Source organism: Pantoea dispersa (assembly GCF_035783935.1).
GTDB lineage: Bacteria > Pseudomonadota > Gammaproteobacteria > Enterobacterales > Enterobacteriaceae > Pantoea > Pantoea dispersa_C.
The window spans coordinates 33859-55033 of the sequence record NZ_JALKOV010000015.1; the positions used below are offsets into that span (position 1 = coordinate 33859).

The 21175-nt window shown below is 59.4% G+C and carries 22 protein-coding genes; 16 read left to right on the plus strand and 6 right to left on the minus strand.

Annotation, left to right across the window (positions count from 1 at the left end; genetic code table 11):
- The first annotated feature begins 230 nt into the window (after positions 1 to 230).
- Complete coding sequence (gene tusA / locus MXF20_RS21940) at positions 231 to 482, plus strand: sulfurtransferase TusA (protein WP_325971479.1); 252 nt, start codon at positions 231 to 233, stop codon at positions 480 to 482.
- An 18-nt stretch (positions 483 to 500) separates the two neighbouring features.
- On the opposite strand, the gene MXF20_RS21945 is transcribed toward tusA, so the two are convergent.
- Together MXF20_RS21945 and MXF20_RS21950 are read right to left on the minus strand one after the other, a co-directional pair.
- Complete coding sequence (locus MXF20_RS21945; protein ID WP_325971481.1) at positions 501 to 2768, minus strand: zinc/cadmium/mercury/lead-transporting ATPase; 2268 nt, start codon at positions 2766 to 2768, stop codon at positions 501 to 503.
- A gap of 92 nt (positions 2769 to 2860) precedes the next feature.
- Positions 2861 to 3490 carry a lysoplasmalogenase gene (locus tag MXF20_RS21950; RefSeq protein WP_021508015.1) on the minus strand — a complete coding sequence of 210 codons (630 nt, stop codon included), beginning with the start codon at positions 3488 to 3490 and terminating at the stop codon, positions 2861 to 2863.
- Between the two features lie 162 nt (positions 3491 to 3652).
- Here MXF20_RS21950 and MXF20_RS21955 point away from each other — a divergent pair, with 162 nt between their 5' ends.
- On the plus strand, positions 3653 to 4009 hold the full coding sequence (locus MXF20_RS21955) for a DUF2500 domain-containing protein (protein WP_325971482.1): 357 nt from the start codon (positions 3653 to 3655) through the stop codon (positions 4007 to 4009).
- Positions 4010 to 4040: 31 nt separating this feature from the next.
- Here the strand turns inward: MXF20_RS21955 and MXF20_RS21960 are convergent, their stop codons facing one another.
- Together MXF20_RS21960 and rsmD are read right to left on the minus strand one after the other, a co-directional pair.
- Positions 4041 to 4307: a DUF1145 family protein gene (locus tag MXF20_RS21960; RefSeq protein WP_325971483.1), complete on the minus strand. Its 267-nt coding sequence runs from the start codon at positions 4305 to 4307 to the stop codon at positions 4041 to 4043.
- Positions 4297 to 4896, minus strand: coding sequence for a 16S rRNA (guanine(966)-N(2))-methyltransferase (gene rsmD / locus MXF20_RS21965; protein WP_325971484.1), 600 nt, complete (start codon positions 4894 to 4896; stop codon positions 4297 to 4299). The genes MXF20_RS21960 and rsmD overlap by 11 nt, the downstream gene beginning before the upstream one ends.
- A gap of 231 nt (positions 4897 to 5127) precedes the next feature.
- Between rsmD and ftsY the strand changes: the two genes are divergently transcribed.
- From ftsY to rpoH, 4 genes are all read left to right on the plus strand, one after another.
- Complete coding sequence (gene ftsY, locus MXF20_RS21970) at positions 5128 to 6636, plus strand: signal recognition particle-docking protein FtsY (RefSeq protein WP_325971485.1); 1509 nt, start codon at positions 5128 to 5130, stop codon at positions 6634 to 6636.
- Positions 6637 to 6641: 5 nt separating this feature from the next.
- On the plus strand, positions 6642 to 7310 hold the full coding sequence (ftsE, locus tag MXF20_RS21975) for a cell division ATP-binding protein FtsE (RefSeq protein WP_021508011.1): 669 nt from the start codon (positions 6642 to 6644) through the stop codon (positions 7308 to 7310).
- Positions 7300 to 8286: a permease-like cell division protein FtsX gene (ftsX, locus tag MXF20_RS21980; protein ID WP_325971486.1), complete on the plus strand. Its 987-nt coding sequence runs from the start codon at positions 7300 to 7302 to the stop codon at positions 8284 to 8286. The genes ftsE and ftsX overlap by 11 nt, the downstream gene beginning before the upstream one ends.
- A gap of 240 nt (positions 8287 to 8526) precedes the next feature.
- On the plus strand, positions 8527 to 9384 hold the full coding sequence (gene rpoH, locus MXF20_RS21985; protein ID WP_325971487.1) for an RNA polymerase sigma factor RpoH: 858 nt from the start codon (positions 8527 to 8529) through the stop codon (positions 9382 to 9384).
- 276 nt (positions 9385 to 9660) lie between these two features.
- On the opposite strand, the gene panM is transcribed toward rpoH, so the two are convergent.
- Entirely contained in the window at positions 9661 to 10047 is a 387-nt protein-coding gene (gene panM, locus MXF20_RS21990; protein ID WP_325971488.1) for an aspartate 1-decarboxylase autocleavage activator PanM, read from the minus strand.
- Between the two features lie 402 nt (positions 10048 to 10449).
- On the opposite strand from panM, the gene MXF20_RS21995 reads away from it, so the two are divergent.
- The 10 genes from MXF20_RS21995 to ugpQ all read left to right on the plus strand — a co-directional run bounded on the left by MXF20_RS21995 (position 10450) and on the right by ugpQ (position 20757).
- The gene (locus tag MXF20_RS21995) at positions 10450 to 11577 is read left to right on the plus strand and encodes a branched-chain amino acid ABC transporter substrate-binding protein (protein WP_325971489.1); all 1128 of its coding nucleotides are present in this window, start codon (positions 10450 to 10452) and stop codon (positions 11575 to 11577) included.
- Between the two features lie 149 nt (positions 11578 to 11726).
- Positions 11727 to 12653, plus strand: a complete 927-nt coding sequence (livH, locus tag MXF20_RS22000) for a high-affinity branched-chain amino acid ABC transporter permease LivH (RefSeq protein ID WP_325971490.1) — start codon at positions 11727 to 11729, stop codon at positions 12651 to 12653.
- Entirely contained in the window at positions 12650 to 13921 is a 1272-nt protein-coding gene (locus MXF20_RS22005) for a high-affinity branched-chain amino acid ABC transporter permease LivM (RefSeq protein ID WP_325971491.1), read from the plus strand. The genes livH and MXF20_RS22005 overlap by 4 nt, the downstream gene beginning before the upstream one ends.
- Positions 13918 to 14685, plus strand: coding sequence for a high-affinity branched-chain amino acid ABC transporter ATP-binding protein LivG (gene livG / locus MXF20_RS22010; RefSeq protein ID WP_325971492.1), 768 nt, complete (start codon positions 13918 to 13920; stop codon positions 14683 to 14685). The genes MXF20_RS22005 and livG overlap by 4 nt, the downstream gene beginning before the upstream one ends.
- A 1-nt stretch (position 14686) precedes the next feature.
- Positions 14687 to 15400, plus strand: a complete 714-nt coding sequence (gene livF / locus MXF20_RS22015; RefSeq protein ID WP_325971493.1) for a high-affinity branched-chain amino acid ABC transporter ATP-binding protein LivF — start codon at positions 14687 to 14689, stop codon at positions 15398 to 15400.
- Between the two features lie 435 nt (positions 15401 to 15835).
- Positions 15836 to 17152, plus strand: a complete 1317-nt coding sequence (gene ugpB / locus MXF20_RS22020) for a sn-glycerol-3-phosphate ABC transporter substrate-binding protein UgpB (protein ID WP_325971494.1) — start codon at positions 15836 to 15838, stop codon at positions 17150 to 17152.
- A gap of 61 nt (positions 17153 to 17213) precedes the next feature.
- A complete protein-coding gene (ugpA, locus tag MXF20_RS22025) occupies positions 17214 to 18104 on the plus strand; it encodes a sn-glycerol-3-phosphate ABC transporter permease UgpA (RefSeq protein WP_325971495.1) in 891 nt (296 codons plus the stop codon).
- Positions 18101 to 18943, plus strand: a complete 843-nt coding sequence (ugpE, locus tag MXF20_RS22030; protein WP_325971496.1) for a sn-glycerol-3-phosphate ABC transporter permease UgpE — start codon at positions 18101 to 18103, stop codon at positions 18941 to 18943. The genes ugpA and ugpE overlap by 4 nt, the downstream gene beginning before the upstream one ends.
- Positions 18944 to 20017: a sn-glycerol-3-phosphate import ATP-binding protein UgpC gene (locus MXF20_RS22035; protein ID WP_325971497.1), complete on the plus strand. Its 1074-nt coding sequence runs from the start codon at positions 18944 to 18946 to the stop codon at positions 20015 to 20017.
- Positions 20014 to 20757 carry a glycerophosphodiester phosphodiesterase gene (gene ugpQ, locus MXF20_RS22040; protein ID WP_325971498.1) on the plus strand — a complete coding sequence of 248 codons (744 nt, stop codon included), beginning with the start codon at positions 20014 to 20016 and terminating at the stop codon, positions 20755 to 20757. Before MXF20_RS22035 ends, ugpQ begins: the two co-directional genes overlap by 4 nt.
- Here the strand turns inward: ugpQ and MXF20_RS22045 are convergent.
- A complete protein-coding gene (locus MXF20_RS22045; RefSeq protein WP_058757576.1) occupies positions 20754 to 21050 on the minus strand; it encodes a DUF2756 domain-containing protein in 297 nt (98 codons plus the stop codon). The two genes, ugpQ and MXF20_RS22045, sit on opposite strands and share 4 nt — an antisense overlap.
- Between the last annotated feature and the right edge of the window lie 125 nt (positions 21051 to 21175).

Genomic DNA, 21175 nt, shown 5'->3' on the forward strand with positions numbered 1-21175 from the left:
CCTGCTCACCCCAGTCACTTACTTCAGTAAGCTCCTGGGGTGAGCAGGCTTGCCGCCTTCCTAAAACCTGAATTATTTTGAGGAATTGGCAGAAACATTAAAAAATCGGACGGCATCTTAGCGTGTTGCGCAACAAATGCAATGGTTAATTTTAACGCAATCGTTCCCGGCTTGCGCGCGCGCGGTAGCGCGTTAGAATGAGCGCCCACCCTGAATAAAGACAGAGAATCATGAGCGATCCTTTTTCCGCTGCGGACCATACGCTTGATGCGCTTGGGCTGCGCTGCCCGGAGCCGGTGATGATGGTGCGCAAAACCGTGCGTAGCATGCAGGCGGGCGAAACGTTGCTGATTATCGCCGACGATCCGGCGACCACGCGTGATATTCCCGGCTTCTGCCGGTTTATGGAGCATCAGCTTCTGGCACAGCAGACCGAGAGCCTGCCGTACCAGTATCTGATCCAGAAAGGTGCGGATGCCTGATCGCGGTATCCGCGCGCCTCAGCGCTGACGTAGCAGGCGCAGCGCGTTGGCGGTGACCAGCGCGGTAGCGCCGGAATCGGCCAGCACCGCCAGCCACAGGCCGGTAAAGCCGAGCAGCGTGGTGACGAGGAAAATCGCCTTCAGCCCCAGCGCCAGCGCAATATTCTGACGGATAATGGCGCGCGTGCGCCGTGCCAGCTGCACGGTGCGCGGCAGAATCGCCAGGTTATTCTGCGTCAGAGCCGCATCGGCCGCTTCCAGCGCCACATCGGTGCCGCTGCCCATGGCAATCCCCAGCGTCGCGGCCTTCATGGCTGGCGCATCATTGATGCCATCACCGACCATCGCCAGCGGTTGCTGTTCGCCCAGTTCACGCACGGCGGCTACCTTATCCGCAGGCAACAGAGCAGCGCGATAGCTGATGCCGAGTTCGGCGGCAAGCGCGGCGGCGGCGCGCGGATTATCGCCGGTCAGCATCACGCTGCGAATTCCCAGCGCCTGCAGCGCCGCCAGCGCACTGCGCGCCTCCTCACGCAGCCGATCCTGCAGCGCCAGCAGCCCGAGCGGCTGTGCGTCGCGCAACAGCACCACCACGGTTTTGCCCTGTGCCTCCAGCTGCGCAATCTGCTGCTGCTGCGCGTCACTCAGCGCCGCCGCATCACGCGGCGCCAGCAGCTGGTGCATCACGCCGTCAATCTGCGCGCGAATGCCGCTGCCGGCCAGCGTTTGCTGATGCTGCGCCGGTGGAATCACCTGCTGCTGGCGCTGCGCTTCCGCCACTATCGCACGCGCCAGCGGATGGCCGGAGCCCTGCTCAATGGCGGCCGCGAGGCTAAGCAGCTGCTGCCGGGGCTCCGCGCCAAACGGCTGCACATCGGTAACCTGCGGTTTACCGGCGGTCAGGGTGCCGGTTTTATCAAACGCCAGGGCCTGCACCCGGCTGAGGCGTTCCAGCGCCGCGCCGCCTTTAATCAGCGCGCCCTGACGAGCCGCCGCCGCCAGGCCGGAGGTGATGGCGGCTGGCGTGGAGATCACCAGCGCGCACGGGCAGCCAATCAGCAGCAGCGTCAGCCCTTTGTAGATCCACGGCAGCCAGGCACCCAATCCGAGCAGCGGCGGCAGCACCATTACCAGCAGCGCCAGCAGCATGATGGCCGGCGTGTAGAGGCGGCTGAAGCGATCAATAAAACGCTCTACCGGCGCGCGGTGGCTTTCGGCCTCTTCAATCAGCTTCAGAATGCGGTCGATAGCGCTGTGGCCCGGCTGTGAGGTCACGCGCAGCGTCACCAGCCGATCCACGCTGGTGGCGCCTGCCATTACGGCATCGCCCGGCTGATGCGCCACCGGTAGCGATTCGCCGGTCAGCGCGCTCTCATCAAAGCTGGCGCTGACGTGCAGCAGCTCGGCATCGGCGGGCAGACGACCGCCTGCCGCCACCTCAATCACATCGCCGGGCTGCAGCGCCGCCAGTGCCACCTGCTCACGCTGTGCGCCATTGACGCGCGTGGCGGTGTCCGGACGCAGCGCCATCAGCGCGGTGACGCCACGGCGCGCCCGCGCGGCGGCATAGGCTTCCAGCCGTTCTCCCAGCTGAAACAGCAGCAACACCATGGCAGCTTCGGCGTGGGCGCCAATCACCAGCGCGCCCGCGGCGGCGAGGGTCATCAGGGTTTCAATGCTGAACGGTGAGCCGCTGCGTATGGCCTGCCACGCGCTGCGGGCTACCGGCACCAGACCGACCAGCGTGGTAAGCACAAACAGGCGATCGCCCCACAGCGGAGTGAGCTGGCTCAGCAGCCAGCTGGCGATCATCAACAGCGTGAGCAGTATGAGCGCCGCATTATCGCGCCAGCGGCGCGCCGCCGGTGCGGGGTTCTCAGTGGATTTCAGGTTAAAGCCGGCGTGGTTAACGGCCTGTTCGATAGCCGGACGAATATCGCTGTGCGCCTCCACCAGCAGATTTTCACTGGCGAATATCACCCGCGCGCTGGCGACCTGCGGCAGCTTTTGCACGGCGGTTTCGATTTTGCGGGCGCAGCTCGGGCAGTCCATGCCGGCAATCTGCCAGCGGAACTGATAGGACGCGGATGCGCGCCTGTCGCTGTCGGCGTCGCCGCCGCCGGGACTGTCGTCATCGCTGGTGCAGCAGCCGCAATCACTGGACGCGGCCACCGGCTGCGCGGCGGAAATCTTCAGGGATGCAGGCTGAACGCTGCGTACCGCGCACAGCGGTTTTGGCTGACGGTGTGATTTGCCACAGCGGCAAGAGTGGGCATGTTGATGCATGTGACCTCCGGTTGCAGAAGCGGGCCGATGCCCGCAGTCTGCATGCTACACTCTGGAGTGGACTCCAGAGTCAAGCGGTGAGGTCAATTTTTTCAGTACAGCCACAGTGAACGCACAATCATGAAGTGACCGGCGAAGTAGCAGGCGGCGACAATCGCGCTGTCAGCGCTGAAGCGGCGGCGATAGTGCGAGATAAACCACACGATGTTAGCCAGCAACAGCAGTACGGCACCGACCAGCAGCGAGAAACTGTAATCGGTCGGACGGAAGAAGTAATTTTCCGCCGCCATCCAGTTCATCACCAGCGTCATACCAATCAGCGTACAGATCGGCCAGCGCAGCGTATCCAGTTTTGACCAGATAATGGCGATCACGATGATACCAATCACCAGGAAGGTGAGCGGAATCGGCCAGAAGAAGCTCATGGTCATGTGCGCGGCAAAGCTGATGGTGTACAGCAGATGCGAGAGGAAAAACGCCCCGAGCGCATACAGCATCTGCTGGCGCGGCAGCAGGGTTAACGCATCACCCACCAGCGTGGCGACCAGGCCAGCCAGAATCAGGTAGTCGGTGGTATTAAGCGTGGGCGCCTGCCACGCCCAGGCAACCAGCAACAGCAGCGTTACGGGTTTGAACAGCCAGCGCTGCCACTGCGGGCCGCGGTAGGAGGCATCGACATACAGCCAACCGGAAAAAAGGACTGCAAGGAAAGACCAAAGCATTTTTTCTCCCTTTTGTGAACGTGTCGCCCACATTGATGAATTTTCCCAAAATCGCGATCTCAGTTTAAGTTACTGGCGGCAAATGTGACAATCGGGCAACTCTGGTTGTATGCTTTGGCGTCTTTTATCTGTTAACCCCCGACGTAAAGTGCGAGAGAAAACATGAGCAAACCACCGCTAATCTTTTTTATCGTCCTGGCTGTTATTGCCGTGCTGGCAACCCGTCAGTTTATCAAGCAGCGCCGCGAAGCCGCGGTCAATGACGCTTCACCGGTGCGCTCACTGAGTGTGGAAGTGAAGACCAAGCGTGAGTTTCCGGCACCCAATCGCCGTTCGCGTCAGCGTGAAGAGATTGTGGCGGAAGAGATGAAGTATGAAGCCTGGTTCCATCCGCTGAATGGCGCCGGTGATTTTAAGGTCAACGTCAGCGCCAGCGATTATCACCAGATGGACAAAGGCGTAAAGGGCGAGCTGAAAATGCAGGGCACGCGCTTTGTCAGCTTTACCCCGGCGCAGTAGGCCTTAAAGCGCCCGGGGCTGATGCCGCGCGTTACGACGGATAGTGCTTTTTCTGCCACGCCAGCAGTTCAAATACGCCAAAGAAGAAGATTTTCGCCTGCGTGGCGCGGCTCAGCTTTGGCGCGTCCTTCGGTTGCGTGGCGCGCAGCAGTACCAGCTGCAGGCCGTGCATCACCACCATAAAGAACAGCGCGACGTGGACAAAATAACGCAGCGGCGTCGGGAAGGGGTGCACCAGATTCAGCAGCAGAAATGCCCAGACGCAAATCATCAGCAAACGTCCCAGATTAAGCCACATCGTCGGTCTCCTGTTGGCGTTGATAAAGGCGATAGGCCACCTGGCCGGCAATCTTCTCGCGATACAGATCCCAGTTAGCCGGTGCCAGCGGGGTGCCGTGCTCCACTTCGCTCTCAACATAAATCAGCGCGTGGGCGGCGAGCCAGCCATTGTTCTCCAGCAGCGTCAGCGTCTCCTGCAGCAGGCCTTTGCGAAACGGTGGATCAACAAACACCACGTCAAACGGCTCGCCCGGCTGGCTCAGCCACTGCAGCGTATTGGTCTGGATCACGCTGGCGTTCGTGGCGCGCAGCGTGTGCAGGTTTTGCGTCAGCTGCTGCGCCACGTTGCGCTCCAGCTCCAGCAGGGTCGCGGAGGCGGCATAGCGCGACAGCGCTTCCAGGCCCAGCGCGCCGCTGCCGGCAAAGCAGTCGAGACAGCGCGCCTGCTGGATATCCGGCGCCAGCCAGTTGAATAGCGTTTCACGCACGCGATCGGTGGTCGGGCGCAGGCCGGCGCTGTCCGGCACCGGCAATTTGCGGCCGCGCCACTGTCCGCCAATCAGGCGAATCTGGCCGGCAGCGCCGCTGTTGCGGGGGGATTTACTCATTTCGCTCACAACTCGTCATAATTTGTTGCGTAGTTTAACGGGCGTAGCAGGCAGAAGAAACGTTAAAAAAGGGTGCTGTGGTGCGCTGGCAGGAAAGTGTTAGACTACTAAGTTGATAATGCGGACGTAATTGCCTGATTTTTACGCCGCTCACGCGCGAAAAAGTGAATTTTTTATCCCCTGGGAACAGCGTGCTACCGGGAATAAGCCATCGAGGAGTGTGGTCACACAATGGCAAAAGAGAAAAAACGCGGCTTTTTTTCCTGGCTGGGCTTTGGCAAAGAAGAGCAGCCGCCAGCGGAAGAGCAGGCGCAGCAGCCGACAGAACAACCGGCACCCGCCGCTGAAGAGAGCGCGTTAGCAAGCGCCGAAGCGCAGGCCGCCGAAACCGTGATCGTCACCGAACAGGTGGCAGAGCAGCAGGCTGAATCACCGGTTCACGCCGACGCGGCAACGCATCCCGTCGCGGAAGCAGAATCCGAATCCGACGCTAACGCTGATGATGCAGAAATCACGGCGGTCAGCGCGATTGAAGAAGAGGTACTGCCGGAAGATCATCCGCAGCCGGAGGCGATGCCGGTTGAAGAGGAGCCGCAGGCTGAAGAACTGATTGTTGAAGCACCGGTGTTATCTGAGGAACCTCAGCCAGAGGACGCCGAGGACGCAGACGCACCGCTGAGCGATGAAGAGCTGGAAGCGCTGGCGTTAGCGGAAACCTATGCCGAAGATGCAGCCGAAGAGAGCACGGCGCCAGACACCGTGAGCGATCTGCCGCTGGCGGCCGCGCCGATTGTGGCCCAGGAGCAGGAGCGCCCCACCAAAGAGGGCTTCTTTGCCCGCCTGAAACGCAGCCTGGTTAAAACGCGTGAAAATCTTGGCTCCGGCTTTATCAGCCTGTTCCGCGGTAAGAAAATCGATGACGAGCTGTTTGAAGAGCTGGAAGAGCAGCTGCTGATTGCCGACGTCGGCGTGGAAACCACGCGCCGCATCATCACCAGCCTGACGCAGCAGGCCAGCCGTAAACAGCTGCGCGATGCCGAAGCACTGTATGGCCTGCTGAAGGCCGAAATGGCCGGCATTCTGGAAAAGGTTGATGCCCCGCTGGATGTGGCGGGCAAAACGCCGTTCGTTATCCTGATGGTTGGCGTTAACGGCGTGGGCAAAACCACTACCATCGGTAAGCTGGCGCGTCAGTATCAGGCACAGGGCAAGTCCGTCATGCTGGCGGCGGGTGACACCTTCCGCGCGGCGGCGGTGGAACAGCTGCAGGTGTGGGGCCAGCGCAACAATATTCCGGTCGTCGCCCAGCACACCGGCGCGGATTCCGCATCGGTGATTTTTGACGCCATCCAGGCGGCAAAATCGCGCCACGTTGACGTGCTGATCGCTGATACTGCCGGACGCCTGCAGAACAAAGCGCACCTGATGGAAGAGCTGAAAAAAATCACCCGCGTGATGAAGAAGCTGGACGAAGACGCGCCGCATGAGGTGATGCTGACACTCGACGCCAGCACCGGCCAGAACGCCATCAGCCAGGCGAAGCTGTTCCACGAAGCGGTCGGCCTGACCGGCATCACCCTGACCAAGCTTGACGGCACCGCAAAAGGTGGCGTGATCTTCTCGGTTGCCGATCAGTTTGGCATTCCGATTCGTTATATCGGTGTCGGGGAAGGCATCGAAGATTTACGGCCGTTTAAGGCCGCCGATTTTATTGAGGCACTGTTTGCCCGAGAGGAATAATTGGCATGATTCGCTTTGAAGAGGTCAGTAAGGCTTATCTGGGAGGACGCCAGGCGCTACAGGGCGTGGATTTCCATCTGCGCCCCGGTGAGATGGCTTTCCTGACCGGCCACTCAGGGGCGGGGAAAAGTACCTTACTGAAGCTGATTTGTGGCATTGAGCGCCCGAGCGCCGGGCAGATCTGGTTCAGCGGTCACGATATTTCCCGGCTGCGTCACAGCGAAGTGCCTTTTCTGCGCCGCCAGATCGGCATGATTTTCCAGGATCACCACCTGCTGATGGATCGTTCGGTCTACGACAACGTGGCGATCCCGCTGATTATTTCCGGTGCCAGCGGCGAGGATATTCGTCGTCGCGTGTCAGCGGCGCTGGATAAAGTCGGCCTGCTCGACAAAGCGAAAAGTTATCCGATTCAGCTCTCAGGGGGTGAACAGCAGCGCGTCGGCATCGCCCGCGCGGTGGTGAACAAACCGGCGGTACTGCTGGCGGATGAACCGACCGGTAACCTCGATAACGCGCTGTCGGAAGACATTTTGCGCCTGTTTGAAGAGTTCAACCGCGTGGGCGTCACGGTGCTGATGGCGACGCACGACATCGGGCTGATCGCACGCCGCAATTATCGCGTGATGACGCTTAATCAGGGACGTCTGCACGGAGGCCACGATGGTCAATAAACGTAATAAGCGTCCGGCGGCGCCGAAAGCGGCGAAGCAGCCGTCAAAGAGCAAAGCGCTGAAGGGCGGCTGGCAGGAGCAGTGGCGCTATGCGTGGCGCGGTACGCTGTCCGACATGTATCGTCAGCCGCTGGCGACGCTGCTGACGGTGATGGTGATCGCGATTTCGCTGACGCTACCCAGCGTGTGCTACATGGTGTGGAAAAACGTCAGTCAGGCCGCCGCGCAGTGGTATCCGGCGCCGCAGCTGACGGTCTACCTCGACAAAGCGCTGGATGACACCGCGGCAGAGAACGTGACCGCCGAGCTGAAAAAGCTCGATGGCGTGGACAAAGTGAATTACCTGACGCGCGAAGAGGCGCAAAGCGAGTTCCGCAACTGGTCCGGCTTTGGTGGCGCGATGGATATGCTGGAGCAGAACCCGCTGCCGGCGGTGGCGATCATCACGCCGAAGCTGAACTTCCAGAATTCCGATACCATGGCCAATCTGCGCGATCGCGTGGCGAAAGTGCAGGGCGTGGATGAAGTGCGCATGGATGACAGCTGGTTTGCGCGTTTAGCCGCGCTCACCGGGCTGGTGGGCCAGGTGGCGTCAATGATCGGCCTGCTGATGGTGGTGGCGGTGTTCCTGGTGATTGGCAACAGCGTGCGTCTCAGCATCTTTGCCCGGCGCGACACCATCAACGTGCAGAAGCTGATTGGTGCGACCGATGGCTTTATTCTGCGACCGTTCCTGTACGGCGGCGCGCTGCTCGGTTTAAGCGGTGCGGTGCTGTCGCTGATTCTGTCGGAAGTGCTGGTGCTGCGCCTGCAGTCAGTGGTGGCGCAGGTCGCCTCGGTGTTCGGCACCAGCTTCGCGCTGGAAGGCTTCTCGTGGGATGAAGGCCTGCTGCTGCTGTTAATCGCGGCCATCATCGGCTGGATTGCCGCGTGGCTGGCGACGGTGCAACATTTACGTCGTTTTACGCCGCAGTAACCCATAGCAACGATTTTTTGATATACTCTTCCTCTGCTGCCGACGACCTGGGAGCAGAGGAATCCTCCGATTTTCCCCGCCGTCATCTGTGTGTAAAATATTCACTGCTATAATTGAACTTGTGGATAACTTTGACGTCCAAGTAGCACAGATTGCTTTTGGTTTTCACGCGTCGTTGACATAAGGTAACGTCTGCGTAAGGAAACGTGCAGCAAGTCCATTGAATTTGTGAGGGTTTGAATGACCAAAGAAATGCAAACTTTAGCGATTGCTCCTCTGGGCAACCTGGAATCTTACGTCCGGGCTGCTAACAACTGGCCGGTATTAACGGCAGAAGAGGAAAAAGCACTGGCTGAGCGGCTGCATTACCAGGGCGATCTGGATGCAGCAAAGACGCTGATCCTGTCTCACCTGCGCTTTGTTGTTCATATCGCTCGTAACTACGCCGGTTACGGCCTGCCGCAGGCGGACCTGATCCAGGAAGGTAACATCGGCCTGATGAAGGCGGTGCGTCGCTTCAACCCGGAAGTCGGGGTGCGTCTGGTGTCGTTTGCCGTGCACTGGATCAAAGCGGAGATTCACGAGTACGTGCTGCGTAACTGGCGTATCGTGAAAGTTGCCACCACCAAAGCACAGCGCAAACTGTTCTTTAACCTGCGTAAAACCAAGCAGCGTCTCGGCTGGTTCAACCAGGATGAAGTCGAAATGGTGGCGCGCGAGCTGGGTGTCAGCAGCAAAGACGTGCTGGAAATGGAGTCGCGCATGGCGGCCCAGGACATGACCTTCGACATGTCGTCTGATGATGATGCGGGCGAAGGCAAGCCGATGGCACCGGTGCTGTATCTGCAGGATAAAACCTCTGACTTTGCCGACGGCATCGAAGAGGATAACTGGGATGCGCACGCCGCTGACAAGCTGAGCGACGCAATGCTGAGCCTCGATGAGCGTAGCCAGCACATCATCCGTGCCCGCTGGCTGGATGACGACAACAAAACCACGCTGCAGGAGCTGGCCGATCAGTACGGTGTGTCCGCCGAGCGCGTGCGTCAGCTGGAAAAGAACGCCATGAAGAAACTGCGTATGGCGATTGAAGCCTGATCAACGGCTGACAGATAAAGGGGGCGACCAGCGGGTCGCCCTTTTTTATGCACGCAATAAGCGCGGCGATGCAGGATCTGTGCGGATTGCAGCGCGGTCGCCATGAATGGCGACCCTACAGGACACGCATTCATATACATCGTTAATTACGACCCCACGCAATCTGTACACTCGTTCGCATTCCCCGTAGGATGCGCATTCATGCGCACCGTTAATCACGCTCCTGCGCCACATACGTATTCATGCGCACCGCTCTGCACGGCGTAAAATCGTCGCTTAACGCACCCAACCGTCGCTCTGCGCGCGGAAACCACATGCCTGCATAAACGCCGCGCGCACGCGCTGATCGTCTTCCCCGTCATCAGCAACCCACCAGTGATCGAGCGCGCTGTTCTGCGCGATCGTCTCTTCCAGCAGATATTGCCCAACGCCGCGCCGCCGCGTGACTTCACGCACTTCCAGATGCGTAATCTTGCCCAGCGTGCCGCGAATCTCCAGCCGCAGCGCCCCGAGCAGCCGATCGTTAAAGCGCGCCGCATACAGCCGCTGTGTGTCACTGAGGCTGGCTTCCAGCTGCGCGATATCCTGCTGCGGCCAGACTTTGGCCAAATCCAGTCGATCCTGCGGCGTCAGCGTGCTGATGCGCTGAATAGTGAGCTTCATAACCCTTACCTGTACTGGCAGAAAGGCCTTAGTGTAGCGAATTTAGACAGTCAGAGCGCTGTCACTTTTTTGCGATGAAAATAGGTCAAATGCCAGCCGCTTTGCCAGGATTGTGGAGTAAGCCAGCATCGATCGTTGAAAAAGCCAGCATAACACGCTGGCCTGGTGGTGAAAAACCGGCCATAAAAACCAGAGTAATCTGCTGTTCTGCTCAGCTTTTACTGAATATGTCAGTTGATTTACAGAAGAAAGTTCCTGTTTAATAACCTGAAAAATAAAGCCTTCTTAACAAAAAATGCCAGAAAAGAGTGCTAACTCATTATTCTCAAATCAGTTTTCCTCTTTGACTGGCAGAAAATAACCAATCACAACAGACACGACACAACAGATGGGGAAGTTCGCATGAAAATGAGTAAAGGACGCGCATTACTGGCGGGTTGCGTGGCGCTGGCGATGAGCCATGCGGTACTGGCGAAAGACATCAAAATTGCGATTGTCGGTGCGGCAACCGGTCCGGTGGCGCAGTACGGTGACATGCAGTTCACCGGTGCAGCCCAGGCAATCAAGGACATCAACGCTAAAGGCGGCGTGAACGGCGACAAGCTGGTCGGCGTAGAATATGACGACGCCTGTGACCCGAAACAGGCGGTCGCGGTCGCCAACAAAGTGGTCAATGACGGCATCAAATACGTTATCGGCCACCTGTGCTCTTCCTCCACTCAGCCGGCATCAGACATTTATAACGATGAAGGCATTCTGATGATCACCCCGGCGGCGACCGCGCCTGAACTGACCGCGCGTGGCTATGCCGACGTAATGCGTACCACCGGTCTGGATTCCGATCAGGGCCCGACCGCTGCCAACTACATCCTCGATCAGATCAAACCAAAACGCATTGCCGTGGTGCATGACAAGCAGCAGTACGGTCAGGGCCTGGCGGAATCCGTGCAGAAAACCCTGAAGGCCAAAGGTGGCAACGTGGTGCTGTTCGAAGGGATCACCGCGGGCGATAAAGACTTCTCCACGCTGATCGCGCGCCTGAAGAAAGAAAACGTCGACTTCGTTTACTACGGCGGTTACTACCCGGAGCTGGGCCAGATTCTGCGTCAGGCCAAAACGGCCGGTCTGAAAGCCGGCTTTATGGGGCCGGAAGGCGTGGGCAACGCTTCCCTGTCTAACATCGCGGGTGATGCGTCTGAAGGCCTGTACGTGACGCTGCCGAAGCGTTACGACCAGCTGCCAGACAACAAGGCGATTGTTGACGCGATCAAAGCCAACAGCGCATCAAACCGCAAAGATCCAACCGGTCCGTTCGTCTGGACCACCTATGCGGCTATTCAGTCGCTGGTAGCGGGCATTGAGCGCAGCAAAAGCGATGAGCCTGATGCGATTGCTAAAAACCTGAAAGAAGGTGCGCCGGTGCCCACCGTGATGGGTAAACTGAGCTGGGACCAGAAGGGCGATCTGAAGGGCTTCGAGTTTGGCGTCTTCAAATGGCACAAAGACGGTTCTTCTACCGCGGTTAAGTAATTAGCGTCTGAATTGTCCCTCTCCTGATGGGCGAGGGCAGGGTGCGACACCGCGCGCACGCGCTGAATGAGGCGCTGTGACGCGGTGCTCTCTCCCTAACCCGGTGCCGACCGCACCGGGGATTTCCCGTTTACATGCAGGTCCTCACTATGTCCGAGCAGTTTCTCTATTTCATTCAGCAGATGTTCAACGGGGTCACCCTCGGGAGCACCTACGCGCTGATCGCCATCGGTTACACCATGGTTTACGGCATCATCGGCATGATCAACTTCGCCCACGGCGAGGTGTACATGATCGGTAGCTATGTCTCCTTTATCGTGATCGCCGCCCTGATGATGATGGGCATCGACACCTCGTGGCTGATGATTGCCGCCGGGTTCGTGATGGCGGTGATTATCTCCAGCGCCTACGGCTGGAGCATCGAGCGCGTGGCGTATAAGCCGGTGCGTTCTTCCAAACGCCTGATCGCGCTGATCTCGGCGATTGGTATGTCGATCTTTCTGCAGAACTACGTCAGCCTGACGCAGGGCTCGCGCGATATGGCGCTGCCCAGCCTGATCACCGGCCAGTGGACGCTGGGTGAGAGCAACGGCTTTGCCGCCACGCTCACCACCATGCAACTGGTTATCTGGGTGGTCACCTTCCTTGCGATGCTGGCGCTGACGCTGTTCATTCGCTATTCGCGCATGGGCCGCGCCTGCCGTGCCTGCGCCGAAGACCTGAAAATGGCCAGCCTGCTGGGTATTAACACCGACCGCGTGATCTCGCTGACCTTTGTGATCGGCGCGGCGATGGCGGCCGTGGCTGGCGTGCTGCTGGGGCAGTTTTACGGCTCCATCAACCCGTTCATCGGCTTTATGGCTGGCATGAAAGCCTTTACCGCGGCGGTACTGGGCGGCATCGGCAGCATTCCGGGCGCAATGATTGGCGGCCTGGTGCTGGGCATTGCGGAAGCGCTGACGTCAGCCTATCTGTCGACCGAATATAAAGACGTGGTGTCGTTCGCACTGCTGATCGTGGTGCTGCTGGTGATGCCAACCGGTATCCTGGGCCGTCCGGAGGTGGAGAAAGTATGAAACGCCTCGGTCTGGTTAACGCCGTGGTCTCCACGGTGATGCTGCTGGTGCTCGCCAGCTTCTTTATGGGCATGCGCCTCGATCTCGATGGCACCAAACTGGTGGTGGCGAATGCAGGTGCCGTGCGCTGGAACTGGATTTTCCTCGGCTGCGCGGTGGTGTTTGTGTTCCAGCTGCTGCGACCGTTGCTGCAGGGCAAGTTCAAACGCAGTGGCAAGGGGCTGGTGCTGCCGGGTTTTGACGGTTCGACACCAAAACAAAAACTGCTGATGCTGCTGGTGATTGTTGCCGCCGTCGCCTGGCCTTTCTTCGTGTCGCGCGGCAGCGTGGATATCGCCACCCTGACGCTGATCTACGTGATGCTCGGCCTCGGCCTGAATGTGGTGGTGGGCTTGTCCGGCCTGCTGGTGCTGGGCTACGGCGGCTTTTACGCCATCGGTGCTTACACCTTTGCGCTGCTGAATCACTATTACGGCTTTGGCTTCTGGGAAAGTCTGCCGCTGGCCGGTATCGTCGCCGGTGCCTTTGGCCTGCTGCTTGGCTTCCCGGTGCTGCGGCTGCGCGGTGACTATCTGGCGATTGTGACGCTGGGTTTCGGTGAGATCGTGCGTATTCTGCTGCTGAACAGCACATCGATTACCGGCGGTCCCAACGGTATTGCGCAGATCCCCAAGCCGAGCCTGTTTGGCATTGAATTTGGCCGGCGCGTCAGCGAAGGTGGCTGGACCACCTTCCACGATCTGACGGGCCTGGCGTACGATCCCAATCACCGCGTGATTTTCCTCTATCTGGTGTCGCTGCTGCTGGTGGTGCTGACGCTGTTCGTCATCAACCGTCTGCTGCGCATGCCGCTGGGGCGCGCGTGGGAAGCGCTGCGTGAAGATGAGATCGCCTGCCGCTCGCTCGGTCTCAGCCCGACGCGCATCAAGCTGACGGCCTTTACCATCAGCGCGGTGTTCGCCGGTTTTGCCGGTACGCTGTTTGCCGCGCGTCAGGGCTTTGTCAGCCCGGAATCCTTCACTTTTGTCGAGTCCGCGTTTGTGCTGGCGATTGTGGTGCTGGGCGGCATGGGTTCGCAGCTGGCGGTGATCCTGGCCGCGGTGCTGCTGGTGGTCTCGCGCGAGCTGATGCGTGATTTGAACGAGTACAGCATGCTGGTGCTCGGTGGGTTGATGGTGCTGATGATGATCTGGCGTCCGCAGGGGCTGCTGCCGATGAAGCGTCCGCACCTGAAGCTGAAACAGGCAAAACAAGGAGAGCAGGCATGAGTCAGCCTTTATTAGCCGTTGAAGGCCTGATGATGCGCTTCGGCGGCCTGCTGGCCGTCAACAACGTGGCGCTGGAACTGCATCCGCAGGAGATCGTCTCGCTGATTGGCCCGAACGGGGCGGGGAAAACCACGGTATTCAACTGCCTGACCGGTTTCTATAAGCCAACCGGCGGCACCATCAAACTGCGCGATCAGCAGTTGCAGGGGTTGCCGGGGCAGAAAATTGCGCGCATGGGCGTGGTGCGAACCTTCCAGCACGTGCGCCTGTTCCGTGAGATGACGGTGATTGAAAACCTGCTGGTGGCACAGCATCAGCACCTGAAAAGCGGCGTGTTCTCCGGGCTGTTTAAAACCCCGGCGTTCCGGCGTGGCGAGAGCGAAGCGCTGGACCGCGCGGCCAGCTGGCTGGAGCGCATTGGTCTGCTGGATCTGGCTAACCGCCAGGCCGGCAACCTGGCTTACGGCCAGCAGCGCCGGCTGGAGATCGCCCGCTGCATGGTGACGCGTCCGGAAATCCTGATGCTCGACGAACCGGCTGCCGGCCTCAACCCGCGCGAAACGCACGAGCTGGATGAGCTGATCGCCGAACTGCGCGGCGAGCACAAAGTGACGGTGCTGCTGATTGAACACGATATGAAGCTGGTGATGGGCATTTCTGACCGCATTTATGTGGTGAATCAGGGAACGCCGCTGGCCAACGGTACGCCGGAAGAGGTGCGTAACAACCCGGATGTGATCCGTGCTTATTTAGGTGAGGCGTAACATGGCGAACCCGATTTTAACTTTGCAGGGCGTCAGCGCGCACTATGGCCCGATTCAGGCACTGCACAACATCAATCTGCACATCAGCCAGGGCGAGATCGTCACGCTGATTGGCGCTAACGGCGCAGGCAAAACCACGCTGCTCGGTACGCTGTGTGGCGAACCGCGCGCCACCAGCGGCACCATCACCTTTGATGGCAAAACCATTACCGACTGGCAGACGGCAAAAATCATGCGTGAAGCGATCGCTATCGTGCCGGAAGGCCGGCGCGTGTTTTCGCGCATGACGGTGGAAGAGAACCTGGCGATGGGCGGTTTCTTCGCCACGCGCCAGCAGTATCAGGAGCGCATTGAGCGCGTTTATCAGCTGTTCCCGCGGCTGGCGGAGCGCAAAATGCAGCGCGCCGGCACCATGTCCGGTGGTGAGCAGCAGATGCTGGCGATTGGCCGCGCGCTCATGAGCCAGCCGCGCCTGCTGCTGCTGGACGAGCCGTCGCTGGGTCTGGCGCCGATCATTATCCAGCAGATTTTCGACACCATCGAACAGCTGCGTAAAGAGGGCATGACCATCTTCCTCGTCGAGCAGAACGCCAACCAGGCGCTGAAGCTGGCCGATCGTGGCTACGTGCTGGAGAACGGTCACGTAGTGCTGGAGGACAGCGGCGAAGCGTTGTTATCGAATGAAGCGGTGCGAAGCGCGTATTTGGGCGCCTGACCTGGCTGTGATCATGACGCTGGTGCGGTGATTTGCCCTCACCCTAACCCTCTCCCGCACGCGGGAGAGGGAACCGTACGGCAGCGTTTTTCAGGCCGGGTTGCTATCCTGTCATTCTCCCGGACCTCTCTCCCTGTAAAAAAGCATCAGCACGCACCGCCTTTCATCTCCCTCTCCCCATGGTTGAAGACATCAGCGCGCACCATCTTTCATCCCCCTCTCCCCGTGGGAGAGGGCCGGGGTGAGGGCATCAGCGCGCACCGTCTTTCATCTCCCTCTCCCTGTGGGAGAGGGCCGGGGTGAGGGCATCAGCACGCACTACCCCGTCACACTCCCGTCATAATCCTGTTATTTTTCCGTCATTTCCTCGTGTCATGTTACTTCGCGAACAAAAAATGCGTGATATCGCGCGCGCCACAAGCACAGGAAACCCTTATGTCCGCTTTTACGCTTCGTCCCCGCCTGATGAGTCTGCTGCTCGGTCTGGCGATCAGCGGTAATGCGCTGGCTGCTACCGAAATCCCTTTCTGGCACTCCATGGAAGGCGAGTTAGGCAAAGAAGTCGATTCTCTGGCACAGCGTTTTAATCAGGCTCACCCGGATTACAAAATCGTGCCGACCTACAAAGGCAACTACGAGCAGAGCCTGGCCGCGGGTATCGCTGCGGTGCGCAGCGGTAAAGCACCGGCCATTCTGCAGGTTTACGAAGTGGGCACCGCCACCATGATGGCCTCGAAAGCCATCGTGCCGGTGCATCAAGTGTTTAAAGATGCCGGCGTGCCGATGGACCCGAAACAGTTTGTCCCCGCCGTGGCCGGTTACTACAGCGACAGCAACGGCCAGCTGATCTCACAGCCGTTCAACAGCTCCACGCCGGTGCTGTACTACAACAAAGACGCGTTCAAAAAAGCCGGTCTCAACCCGGATCAGCCACCGAAAACCTGGCAGGCGCTGGCGCAGGACGCGGCTGCGCTGCGTAAAGCCGGCATGAGCTGCGGTTACGCCAGCGGCTGGCAGGGCTGGATTCAGATCGAAAACTTCAGCGCCTGGCATGGGCTGCCGGTGGCGACCAAAAACAACGGCTTTGACGGTACCGACGCGGTGCTGGAGTTCAACAAGCCGGTGCAGGTGCGCCACATTCAGCTGCTGGAAGAGATGAACAAGAAAGGTGATTTCACCTACTTTGGCCGTAAAGATGAGTCGACGTCCAAGTTCTATAACGGCGACTGCGGTATCACCACTGCTTCGTCCGGTTCGCTGGCCGACATTAAGCATTACGCCAAATTTAACTTCGGCGTGGGCATGATGCCGTACGATGACACCGTGCCGAACGCACCGCAGAACGCCATTATCGGTGGTGCCAGCCTGTGGGTGATGAAAGGCAAAGATGCCGCCACCTACAAAGGCGCGGCGGAGTTCATGAAGTTCCTCGCCCAGCCGGATATCGCGGCGGAATGGCACCAGAAAACCGGTTATCTGCCGATCACCACTGCAGCCTATGAACTGACCAAACAGCAGGGTTTCTATGACAAAAACCCGGGCGCGGACATCGCCACGCGCCAGATGCTGAATAAAGATCCGCTGCCGTTCACCAAAGGGATGCGTCTGGGCAACATGCCGCAGATTCGTACCATCGTTGACGAAGAGCTGGAAGGCGTGTGGACCGGCAAACAGTCGCCACAGGCGGCGCTGGACAACGCGGTGAAACGCGGCAACGAACTGCTGCGTCGCTTTGAACAGCAAGTGAAGTAACTCCGTAATGGCGGGATGGACGTGCATGTCCGTCCCGCAGTCTCTTTCTGACGAGCCTGCTATGTCCTCATCATCACGTCCGGTTTTCCGCGCCCGTTTGTTGCCGTATCTGCTGGTGGCGCCGCAGCTGGCGATCACCGCGATCTTTTTTCTCTGGCCCGCCGGAGAGGCGCTGTGGTATTCGCTGCAAAGCATCGATCCGTTTGGCATCTCCAGCACGTTTGTTGGCCTGGATAACTTCCGCCGCCTGTTCAGTGACGACTACTACCTTGATTCATTCTGGACCACCCTCGTGTTTAGCGCGCTGGTGACGGTATGCGGCATGACGTTCTCGCTGCTGCTGGCGGCGCTGGTGGATTACGTTATCCGGCTGAAAAAGCTCTACCAGACGCTGCTGTTGCTGCCGTATGCGGTGGCACCGGTGGTCGCGGCAGTGCTGTGGATGTTCCTGTTCAATCCGGGGCTGGGGCTGTTCAGCCATCTGCTGAACCAGATGGGTTACAACTGGAACTACGCGCAAAACAGCGGTCAGGCGATGTTCCTGATTGTACTTGCGTCGATCTGGCAGCAAATGAGCTACAACTTCCTGTTTTTCTTCGCCGCGCTGCAGTCGATTCCCAAATCGCTGGTGGAAGCCGCGGCGATTGACGGTGCCGGACCGGTGCGCCGTTTCTTTAACCTGTCGCTGCCGCTGATTACGCCGGTCAGCTTTTTCCTGCTGGTGGTGAATCTGGTTTACGCCTTTTTCGACACCTTCCCGGTGATTGATGCCGCTACCGGCGGTGGGCCGGTTCAGGCCACCACCACGCTGATCTACAAAATCTACCGCGAAGGCTTCACCGGGCTCGATCTCTCATCGTCCGCTGCGCAGTCGGTGGTGCTGATGCTGCTGGTTATCGGCCTGACCATTCTGCAACTCCGCTTTGTCGAGCGTAAGGTGCAATACCAATGATTGAGAATCGACGCGGGCTGGATATCTTCGCCCACACGCTGCTGATCCTCGGCGTACTGACTATTCTGTTCCCGCTGTACGTGGCGTTTGTCGCCGCGACGCTGGATAACGACGCGGTGTATCAGGTGCCGATGACGCTGGTGCCGGGCCCGCACCTGATCGACAACATCACTCACATCTGGCGCGATGGCGTCAACGGCAGCGCGGCGTTTGGCCTGATGATGCTGAACAGCCTGATCATGGCGCTGGGCATCACCGTGGGCAAAATCACGGTGTCGATGCTGTCGGCGTTTGCGCTGGTGTGGTTTCGCTTTCCGCTGCGCACGCTGTTTTTCTGGCTGATCTTCATCACCCTGATGCTGCCGGTAGAAGTGCGTATTTTCCCGACGGTGGAGGTGATCTCCACGCTGCACATGCTGGACAGCTACAGCGGCTTAACGCTGCCGCTGATGGCCTCTGCGACCGCCACCTTTCTGTTCCGCCAGTTCTTTATGTCGCTGCCGGATGAGCTGATCGAAGCGGCGCGCATTGACGGCGCCAGTCCGATGCGTTTTTTCTGGGATATCGTGCTGCCGCTGTCAAAAACCAATCTCGCCGCGCTGTTTGTCATCACCTTTATTTACGGCTGGAACCAGTATCTGTGGCCGCTGCTGATCATCAACGATGCCGGCCTGAGCACTGCCGTGGCGGGGGTGAAAAGTATGATCAACACCAGCGGCGGTCCGACGCAGTGGAACGAAGTGATGGCGGCGATGTTATTAACCCTGATCCCACCGGTGGTGGTGGTGCTTGTGATGCAGCGCGCCTTTGTGCGCGGCCTGGTGGAGAGTGAGAAATAGATGGCAGCGGTAACCCTTCAGACCGTAACGAAATCGTACGACGGCAAAAACCAAATCATTCAGCCGCTGAACATCACCATCAATGACGGTGAATTTATGGTGATGGTCGGCCCATCCGGCTGTGGAAAATCGACGCTGCTGCGCATGGTGGCCGGGCTGGAGCGCGTCACGTCCGGCGATATCTACATTGATGATCGGCGCGTCACCGACATGGAGCCGAAAGATCGCGGCATCGCCATGGTGTTCCAGAATTACGCGCTCTACCCACACATGACGGTGGGAGAAAACATGGCTTACGGCCTGAAGATCCGCGGCATGGGCAAAGAGCAGATCAGCCAGCGGGTAATGGATGCAGCGCGCAGTCTGGAGCTTGATCACCTGCTGCAGCGCCGTCCGCGCGAGCTTTCCGGCGGCCAGCGGCAGCGTGTGGCCATGGGCCGCGCCATCGTGCGTGAACCGGCGGTGTTTCTGTTTGATGAGCCGCTGTCGAACCTGGATGCGCGCCTGCGCGTGCAGATGCGTCTGGAGCTGCAGCAGCTGCATCGCCGGCTGAAAACCACCAGCCTGTACGTCACCCACGATCAGGTTGAAGCGATGACGCTGGCCGAGCGCGTGATGGTGATGAACAAAGGCGTGGTGGAGCAGGTGGGCACGCCGGTGGAGGTGTATGAGCGTCCGGCCAGCCAGTTTGTGGCATCGTTTATCGGCGCACCGGCAATGAACCTGCTGCCCGGGCAGATCAACAGTGACGGCACGCGCTTTACGCTCGACGCGCTCAACAGCCTGCCGCTCGGTACAGGTAAAGCGCGATGGGCCAACCGTCCGCTGACGCTCGGCATTCGTCCGGAACATATTCAGCTCAGCAGCCGTGAAGCCGGCGGTGTGCCGCTGGTGGTGGATACGCTGGAGATCCTCGGCGCGGACAATCTTGCGCACGGGCATATTGGCAACACGCGGCTGGTGGTGCGTTTGCCGCACAGCGAGCGGCCGCAGGCTGGCAGCAGCCTGTGGCTACAACTGCCGCCAGATGCGTTACACTTCTTCGATTCTACCCATGGAAAGCGTCTGGAATGAGTGTAAAAAACTGGCCCTATCCGCACATTGTTGCGCATCGCGGCGGCGGCAAGCTGGCCCCGGAAAACACCCTGGCGGCGATTGATGTCGGCGCGCACTACGGTCATACCATGATCGAATTCGACGCCAAACTGTCACAGGATAAGCAGATTTTCCTGCTGCATGATGACACGCTGGATCGCACCAGCAACGGCTGGGGCGTAGCGGGCGATCTGCCGTGGCAGCAGCTGGCGCAGCTGGATGCCGGCAGCTGGTTTAGCCGTGAATTTGACGGTGAACCGCTGGCACTGCTGAGCGAAGTCGCCGCGCGCTGCCGCCAGCATCAGATGATGGCCAACATTGAGATCAAACCCAGCAGCGGTAAAGAGGTGGAAACCGGGCGCGATGTGGCGCTGGCCGCGCGTTCGCTGTGGCAGGGGCAAACGGCACCGCTGCTCTCCTCGTTCTCGTATGCGGCGCTGGAAGCGGCAATGCAGGCTGCGCCGGAACTGCCGCGTGGCCTGCTGCTGGATGAGTGGCACGACGACTGGCAGGCGCTGACCGCCGCGCTCGACTGCGTCTCAATCCATTTAAATCATCGCTTGCTGGACGCCGGACGCACCGCCGCGCTTAAAGCCGCCGGTCTGCGTATTCTGGTGTATACCGTGAATCAGCCCGCGCGGGCGCGCGAGCTGCTGAGCTGGGGCGTGGATGCCATCTGTACCGATCGCATTGATGCTATCGGCCCGGACTTCCGTTAATTGCCGTACTGCGTTTGTGTATTGCTGTTCTGCTGGCCCGGCTGCGACTGAATCACGCGCTGTCGGGCGCTATCACGCCGCTCCTGCAGCTTACGCTGCATCTCCTGATTTTGCTGCTGCTGATCCTGACGCAACTGCTGCTGCTGTTGCTGCTGCTGGACCTGCATGCGCGTCTGCATGCGCTGCTGGCTCGGGTTATAGCCGGGTTGATTCGGTTGGTTAGTGTTGTTCAGCATGTTTGCCATGCCGCTCAGCGGCATCAGTGCCGCGATAACAATCAGCCATTTTTTCATGGTGTTCCTCCATTAGTGCGGCCTGCTGTGTGAGGTTGCTCGCCACCCGGCAGCAACCGCCGCAACCATAAGTTTATGCGATATCACAAACCCCAAAACCAGGAGTGCACCTAATTTGGCTTAAC

What these genes read in the sequence shown, in the direction of transcription:
- rsmD (WP_325971484.1), bottom strand. Translation starts at nt 4,896, where the DNA reads ATGAGTAAATCCCCCCGCAACAGCGGCGCTGCCGGCCAGATTCGCCTG.
- MXF20_RS22005 (WP_325971491.1), top strand. Translation starts at nt 12,650, where the DNA reads ATGAAACGCCTCGGTCTGGTTAACGCCGTGGTCTCCACGGTGATGCTG.
- ftsX (WP_325971486.1), top strand. Translation starts at nt 7,300, where the DNA reads ATGGTCAATAAACGTAATAAGCGTCCGGCGGCGCCGAAAGCGGCGAAG.
- panM (WP_325971488.1), bottom strand. Translation starts at nt 10,047, where the DNA reads ATGAAGCTCACTATTCAGCGCATCAGCACGCTGACGCCGCAGGATCGA.
- ugpQ (WP_325971498.1), top strand. Translation starts at nt 20,014, where the DNA reads ATGAGTGTAAAAAACTGGCCCTATCCGCACATTGTTGCGCATCGCGGC.
- MXF20_RS22035 (WP_325971497.1), top strand. Translation starts at nt 18,944, where the DNA reads ATGGCAGCGGTAACCCTTCAGACCGTAACGAAATCGTACGACGGCAAA.
- ugpA (WP_325971495.1), top strand. Translation starts at nt 17,214, where the DNA reads ATGTCCTCATCATCACGTCCGGTTTTCCGCGCCCGTTTGTTGCCGTAT.
- rpoH (WP_325971487.1), top strand. Translation starts at nt 8,527, where the DNA reads ATGACCAAAGAAATGCAAACTTTAGCGATTGCTCCTCTGGGCAACCTG.
- tusA (WP_325971479.1), top strand. Translation starts at nt 231, where the DNA reads ATGAGCGATCCTTTTTCCGCTGCGGACCATACGCTTGATGCGCTTGGG.
- ugpE (WP_325971496.1), top strand. Translation starts at nt 18,101, where the DNA reads ATGATTGAGAATCGACGCGGGCTGGATATCTTCGCCCACACGCTGCTG.
- livH (WP_325971490.1), top strand. Translation starts at nt 11,727, where the DNA reads ATGTCCGAGCAGTTTCTCTATTTCATTCAGCAGATGTTCAACGGGGTC.
- MXF20_RS21995 (WP_325971489.1), top strand. Translation starts at nt 10,450, where the DNA reads ATGAAAATGAGTAAAGGACGCGCATTACTGGCGGGTTGCGTGGCGCTG.
- MXF20_RS22045 (WP_058757576.1), bottom strand. Translation starts at nt 21,050, where the DNA reads ATGAAAAAATGGCTGATTGTTATCGCGGCACTGATGCCGCTGAGCGGC.
- MXF20_RS21955 (WP_325971482.1), top strand. Translation starts at nt 3,653, where the DNA reads ATGAGCAAACCACCGCTAATCTTTTTTATCGTCCTGGCTGTTATTGCC.
- MXF20_RS21960 (WP_325971483.1), bottom strand. Translation starts at nt 4,307, where the DNA reads ATGTGGCTTAATCTGGGACGTTTGCTGATGATTTGCGTCTGGGCATTT.
- MXF20_RS21945 (WP_325971481.1), bottom strand. Translation starts at nt 2,768, where the DNA reads ATGCATCAACATGCCCACTCTTGCCGCTGTGGCAAATCACACCGTCAG.
- MXF20_RS21950 (WP_021508015.1), bottom strand. Translation starts at nt 3,490, where the DNA reads ATGCTTTGGTCTTTCCTTGCAGTCCTTTTTTCCGGTTGGCTGTATGTC.
- livF (WP_325971493.1), top strand. Translation starts at nt 14,687, where the DNA reads ATGGCGAACCCGATTTTAACTTTGCAGGGCGTCAGCGCGCACTATGGC.
- livG (WP_325971492.1), top strand. Translation starts at nt 13,918, where the DNA reads ATGAGTCAGCCTTTATTAGCCGTTGAAGGCCTGATGATGCGCTTCGGC.
- ugpB (WP_325971494.1), top strand. Translation starts at nt 15,836, where the DNA reads ATGTCCGCTTTTACGCTTCGTCCCCGCCTGATGAGTCTGCTGCTCGGT.
- ftsY (WP_325971485.1), top strand. Translation starts at nt 5,128, where the DNA reads ATGGCAAAAGAGAAAAAACGCGGCTTTTTTTCCTGGCTGGGCTTTGGC.
- ftsE (WP_021508011.1), top strand. Translation starts at nt 6,642, where the DNA reads ATGATTCGCTTTGAAGAGGTCAGTAAGGCTTATCTGGGAGGACGCCAG.